Raw genomic sequence first — 6,076 nt, 5'->3', positions numbered from 1 at the left:
GGCACCCACGGGGGTGGCGTCGGCCGGCGCACCGGCTCCACCGATCCGTCCGGACCCGCCCCCGCGGGCCCGGACGGCGACGCCGCGGCCCCCACCACGATCGAACTGGCCTTCGACCATTCCCGGATCGTCGCCGACGGCCTCGACCGCGCCCGCGCCAAGATCGAGTACAGCCCGCTGGCCACCGCCTTCCTCCACCACGACTTCACCATCCCCGAACTGCGCTCCGTCTACGAGGCCGTCTGGGACGAGAAGCTCCACCCCGGGAACTTCCACCGCAAGGTGCTCTCCGTTCCCGGCTTCGTCGAGGGCACCGGCACCACCACCGAACGCGGTGGCGCCCGCGGCGGCCCGCGCGCCCGCACCTACCACGCCGGCGGCGCCCGCCTCCTCCACCCCGCCCTCCTCCGTCCCGCCCGCGAGGACACCCCGGCCGGGGAGGAACACCCCGCCGGCGACGGACCGCCCGCCCGGATCCCCTGACCGCCGCCGCGGCCCCGGCCGCCCGCACTACCATCCGCCCATGACCACTCACGAGGCAGCACCGGTGCGACTCCCCAACTCCCACTGCCACTTCTGCGGCAGCCCCTACCCGACCGGCACCGAGGCCTGGCCCCGGACCTGCGCCAGTTGCACCGAGATCAGCTACCGCAACCCGCTGCCCGTCGTGGTCACCCTCCTCCCGGTCACCCAGGCCGACACCGCCCCCCGCCTCGTGGTCATCCGCCGCACCATCGAACCCGGCTACGGCGAACTCGCCCTTCCCGGCGGCTACATCGACTACGGCGAGAGCTGGCAGCAGGCCTGCGTCCGCGAGCTCCGCGAGGAGACCGGCATCCTCGCCGAACCCGCCGACATCACCCTGGTCGCCACCGACTCCGACACCCACGGCGGCTACCTCTGCCTCTTCGGCCTGCTCCCCGCCCGTCCGCTCGCCGCCCTCCCGCCCTCCGTGCCCACCGACGAGACCGACGGCTGGCAGCTCGCCACCCCCGAGACCCCGCTCGCCTTCCCCTTCCACACCCGGGTCTCCCGCTCCTGGTTCAACGGGGAGTTCCCCGGCCGCTGACCGGCCGGGCACCGGGCGACCCCGCCTGACCAGGCACCGGACCCGGCCGGGGGGACCCTGGCGCACCGGCCGATCCCATGGCAGGGTCTGCACCGACAGCCCCCAACCGGACGCGGGCCCTGCCACGAGCACACCCCCGTCCGCCCTCATCACCGGCCGGGAGACCACCACCGTGAGCACCCCACTCCAGGACGAGCCGCTCTGGCGCCCCAACCCCGACCGTGCCGCCGGCACCGGGATCGTGGCCTTCCAGGCCTGGGCCGCCGAGCACCACGGCGCCCCGGCCGCCCCGCTCGCCCCCGTCGCCGACGACGACCAGGCCGCCGCCCGCTACGCCGCCCTGCACGCCTGGTCGGTCGAGGACCTCGACCGCTTCTGGACCGCCGTCACCCAGTGGTTCGACGTCCGCTTCACCGAGGCCCCCGACGCCGCCCTCGCCGACCCCGCGATGCCCGGCGCCCGCTGGTTCCCCGGCGCCCGCCTCAACTACGCCGAGCACGCCCTGCGCGCCGCCGGGGACGCGGCCAACGCCGACCGCCCCGCCGTCCTGCACCTCGACGAGACCACCGACCGGCCGGTCGTGCTCACCTGGCCCGAACTCCGCCGCCAGGTCGGCTCCCTGGCCGCCGCCCTCCGCGCCCGGGGTGTGCGCCCCGGCGACCGCGTCAGCGCCTACCTGCCCAACATCCCGCAGGCCGCCGTCGCCCTCCTCGCCACCGCCGCCGTCGGCGCCGTCTGGACCAGCTGCGCCCCCGACTTCGGCGCCCGCAGCGTCCTCGACCGCCTCCAGCAGATCGAACCCGTCGTCCTCCTCGCCGTCGACGGCTACCACTACGGCGGCAAGGACCACGACCGCACCGAGGTCGTCGCCGAACTCCGCCGCGAACTCCCCACCCTGCACACCGTCGTGCACGTCCCCCTGCTCGGCACCCCCGCCCCCGAGGGCGCGCTGGACTGGGACGGCCTGGTCGCCGACGACGTCGAGCCGGTCTTCGAGGCCGTCCCCTTCGACCACCCGCTCTGGGTCCTCTACTCCTCCGGCACCACCGGCCTGCCCAAGGCCATCGTCCAGAGCCAGGGCGGCATCCTCGTCGAGCACCTCAAGCAGGCCGGTCTGCACCTCGACCTGGGCCCCGGGGACCGCTTCCTCTGGTACACCTCCACCGGCTGGATGATGTGGAACTTCCTCCTCGCCGGCCTCCTCGTCGGATCCACGATCGTCACCTACGACGGCAGCCCCGGCCACCCCGACACCGGCGCCTTCTGGTCCGTCGCCGCCCGCACCGGCGCCACCGTCGTCGGCACCTCCGCCGCCTATGTCATCGCCGGCCGCAAGGCGGGCCTGCGCCCCGGCCGCGACCTCGACCTCTCCGCCGTCCGCTGCCTCGGCACCACCGGCTCCCCGCTGCCGCCCGACGGCTTCCGCTGGATCTACGACGAGGTCAAGGAGGACATCTGGCTCGCCTCCGTCAGCGGCGGCACCGACGTCTGCTCCTGCTTCGTCGGCGGCGTCCCCACCCTCCCCGTCCACCTCGGCGAGATCCAGGCCCCCTGCCTCGGCGCCGCCGTCGAGTCCTGGGACGTCCACGGCCGCCCGCACACCGACGAGGTCGGCGAACTCGTCGTCACCAAGCCGATCCCCTCGATGCCCACCGGCTTCTGGAACGACCCCGAGGGCACCCGGTACCACGACAGCTACTTCGACATGTACCCCGGCACCTGGCGCCACGGCGACTGGATCACCGTCACCTCCCGCGGCACCGTGGTCATCCACGGCCGCTCCGACTCCACCCTCAACCGCCAGGGCGTCCGGATGGGCTCCTCGGACATCTACGAGGTCGTCGAACGCCTCCCCGAGATCGCCGAGTCCCTGGTCATCGGCCTGGAGGAGCCCGACGGCGGCTACTGGATGCCGCTCTTCGTCGTCCTCACCCCCGGCTCCGAACTCGACGACGACCTCATCGGCCGCATCCGCACCTCGCTGCGCACCGAGCTCTCCCCGCGCCACGTCCCCGACGAGGTCATCGCCGTCCGCGGCCTGCCGCACACCCTGACCGGCAAGCGGATCGAGGTCCCGGTCAAGCGTCTGCTCTCCGGCACCCCGCTCGACCAGGCGGTGAACCCCGGCTCCGTCGACGACCTCGACCACCTGCGGTACTTCGAGCAGCTCCGCCGCGAGCGCGCCGCGGGCGCGTAGCCCCCGGCCGACGCACGGACACGCAGGAGGGGCCCTTCCACAGCCACAGTGGAAGGGCCCCTCCGGGTGTTCTCGCCCGCTACTCGCCCGACAGCGCCTGCTGCGCGGCGGCCCGCGCCTCCTCGGCACCGTCCGCGGCCCGCGCCGCCTCGGCGGCCAGGCGGCACTGCGCCAGCGTGTACTTGGCCAGCGAGGTCCGCACGTAGGGGATCGACGCCGCGCCCATCGACAGGCTGGTGACACCGAGACCGGTCAGCACCACGGCCAGCAGCGGGTCCGAGGCCGCCTCGCCGCAGACGCCGCAGCTCTTGTCCTCGGCCTGCGCGGCCTCGGCGGCGAACGCGATCAGGTCGAGCAGCGCCGGCTGCCACGGGTCCTGCAGCCGCGCCAGCGCACCGACCTGACGGTCGGCGGCGAAGGCGTACTGGGCCAGGTCGTTGGTGCCCAGCGACAGGAACTCGACCTCCTGGAGGATCGAGCGCGCCCGCAGCGCGGCCGACGGGATCTCCACCATCGCACCGACCTTGGCACTCAGCCCGGCCAGGCGACACGCCTCGGCGAAGTCCGCGGCGTCCTTGCGGTCGGCCACCATCGGGGCCATCACCTCAAGGCGAACCGGCAGCCCCTCGGCGGCCCTGGCCAGCGCCCGCAGCTGGGTCCGCAGCACCTCCGGGTGCTCCAGCAGGGTGCGCAGACCGCGCACGCCCAGCGCCGGGTTGGGCTCGTCGGCCGGAGTCAGGAAGTCCAGCGGCTTGTCCGCGCCCGCGTCGAGCACCCGGACGACGACCCGGCCCTCCGGGAACGCCTCCAGCACCCTGCGGTACGCCTCGACCTGCTTCTCCTCGGTGGGCGCCTTCGCGGAGTCGTCCAGGAAGAGGAACTCGGTGCGGAACAGGCCGACGCCCTCGGCGCCCGCCTCCAGCGCGGCCGGCAGGTCGGCCGGACCGCCGACGTTGGCGAGCAGCGGTACCAGGTGACCGTCCGCGGTGGAACCCGGACCGGAGGAGGCGGCCAGCGCAGCCCTGCGCTCGGCGTCGATCCGGCGCAGCTCCTCCTTCTTCTCCTCGGCCGGCTCGACCAGCACGTCACCGGAGCCGCCGTCCACGGCGACGACCGTGCCCTCGGTGACCTCGGTGGCCCCGGGGAGCGCGACCACGGCCGGCACGCCCATGGCCCGCGCCAGGATGGCGCTGTGGCTGGTCGGCCCGCCCTCCTCGGTCACGAAGCCGAGCACCAGCGCCGGGTCCAGCAGCGCGGTGTCGGCCGGCGCGAGGTCCCGGGCGAACAGCACGTACGGCTCGTCGCTGTCCGGCACACCCGGCATCGGCACGCCGAGCAGCCGCGCGACGATGCGGTTCCGCACGTCGTCCAGGTCGGCCACCCGGCCCGCCAGGTAGTCCCCGGCCGCGGCGAGCAGCTCCCGGTAGGCGGCGAAGGCGTCGTAGACGCCGCGCTCGGCGCTGCTGCCGGTCGAGATCCGGCGGGAGACGTCGGCCATCAGCTCGGGGTCCTGCGCCATCAGCGCCTGGGCCTCCAGCACGGCCTGGGCCTCGCCGCCGGCCAGGTTGCCACGGGCGACCAGGTCGGCGGCCACCGCCTCGACGGCCGCCTGGGCACGGGCCTGCTCACGCGGAGCGTCCTCGGTCGGGATCTGGGTGGCCGGGGGCTCCAGCACCGCCGTCCCCATGTGCCGCACCTGGCCGATCGCGACCCCGTGGCTGACACCCACGCCGCGCAGCGTCTTCTCCATGTCTGTCTCCGTGAGAGAAGCGGCCCCGGCCGGGTACCGCTGTGTGCCGGGCCGCCCCGACCGGAGCGGCGGGGCGGGTGTGTCGGTTGAGAGGGATGAGAAGGGGTCAGCTCCAGTCGAACAGGGCGTCGCCGACGGCGACCTCCCCGTCCTCGCGGAGCCGGCCCAGCGCGTCGGCCGAGGCCTCCAGCGCGACGATCGGCGAGATCGGCGACTTGCCGGCGGCCTCGACGGCGGCCGGGTCCCACTTGATGACGGCCTGGCCGCGGGTGACGGTGTCCCCCTTGTTGACGAGCAGCTCGAAGCCTTCGCCGTTCAGCTGAACGGTGTCGATGCCCAGGTGGGTCAGCACACCGTGCCCGTCCGCGTCGACCACGACGAAGGCGTGCGGGTGCATCGACACGACCACGCCGTCCACCGGGGCGACGGCCTCGGTCTTCTCCCGGACCGGGTCGATCGCGGTGCCCGGGCCGACCATCGCACCCGAGAAGACGGGGTCCGGCACGCCGGCGAGCCCGACGACCTTGCCGGTCAGCGGCGACGTCACAGTGGTCATGGTGGAGCCTCCCAAGTGCGCAGTACATGCGAGCGGCCGCGAGCGCGGCAGGGCGATCGACTGAAGCCTAAATCATGTCAACTTCGGACATCTGTCGACATTCCCGGGGCGACCGGTCTCGCCGTCCGCCCTCACCGGCCGGCCATCTTGCCGACCGCTACTGGTCTAGTCCTCTTGGCCGATGCGCCGCACTCTACAGGCATCTTGGCGAATCGGGACCATTGCTGTATATGCTCGCGAGAGCAACAAATCACGCGTCCGACCGGGTGACAGGCGGCGCGGCCCGATTCGCGCTCCGGCCGGTGACCCGCTATGGTTGGTCGAGTCGCCGCGAGTCGGCGGTTAACACCAGATTTCGGGAGCGAAAAGCACCGGTTAAGTACCGGCAAACGGATCTGGTAGGCTCGAAACACGAAAGAACGAAGCGCCCGGAGGGCCGGTGTGAAAGCCGCCTGAAGGAAGTGTCCGTTCCTTGAGAACTCAACAGCGTGCCAAAAGTCAACG

At 73.5% G+C, this 6,076-nt stretch carries 4 protein-coding genes and 1 pseudogene; 3 read left to right on the top strand and 2 right to left on the bottom strand.

Features of this window, described 5'->3' with window-relative positions; genetic code table 11:
- The 3 genes and pseudogenes from ACFCX4_RS33975 to ACFCX4_RS33965 form a co-directional block, all read left to right on the top strand.
- Positions 1-483: pseudogene (locus ACFCX4_RS33975) on the top strand (hypothetical protein); the annotation flags it as partial.
- 40 nt (positions 484-523) lie between these two features.
- Positions 524-1,069, top strand: coding sequence for an NUDIX domain-containing protein (locus ACFCX4_RS33970; protein WP_376150941.1), 546 nt, complete (start codon positions 524-526; stop codon positions 1,067-1,069).
- A 172-nt stretch (positions 1,070-1,241) separates the two neighbouring features.
- Positions 1,242-3,266, top strand: a complete 2,025-nt coding sequence (locus ACFCX4_RS33965) for an acetoacetate--CoA ligase (RefSeq protein WP_376150939.1) — start codon at positions 1,242-1,244, stop codon at positions 3,264-3,266.
- 79 nt (positions 3,267-3,345) lie between these two features.
- Here the strand turns inward: ACFCX4_RS33965 and ptsP are convergent, their stop codons facing one another.
- Positions 3,346-5,016, bottom strand: coding sequence for a phosphoenolpyruvate--protein phosphotransferase (gene ptsP, locus ACFCX4_RS33960; protein ID WP_376150937.1), 1,671 nt, complete (start codon positions 5,014-5,016; stop codon positions 3,346-3,348).
- A 106-nt stretch (positions 5,017-5,122) separates the two neighbouring features.
- Entirely contained in the window at positions 5,123-5,572 is a 450-nt protein-coding gene (locus tag ACFCX4_RS33955; RefSeq protein WP_376150935.1) for a PTS glucose transporter subunit IIA, read from the bottom strand.
- Between the last annotated feature and the right edge of the window lie 504 nt (positions 5,573-6,076).

Source organism: Kitasatospora sp. NPDC056327, from assembly GCF_042261735.1.
Classification (GTDB): domain Bacteria; phylum Actinomycetota; class Actinomycetes; order Streptomycetales; family Streptomycetaceae; genus Kitasatospora.
The sequence above is the reverse complement of the archived record's forward strand: the minus strand, read 5'-3'. Positions and strand labels throughout refer to the sequence as shown.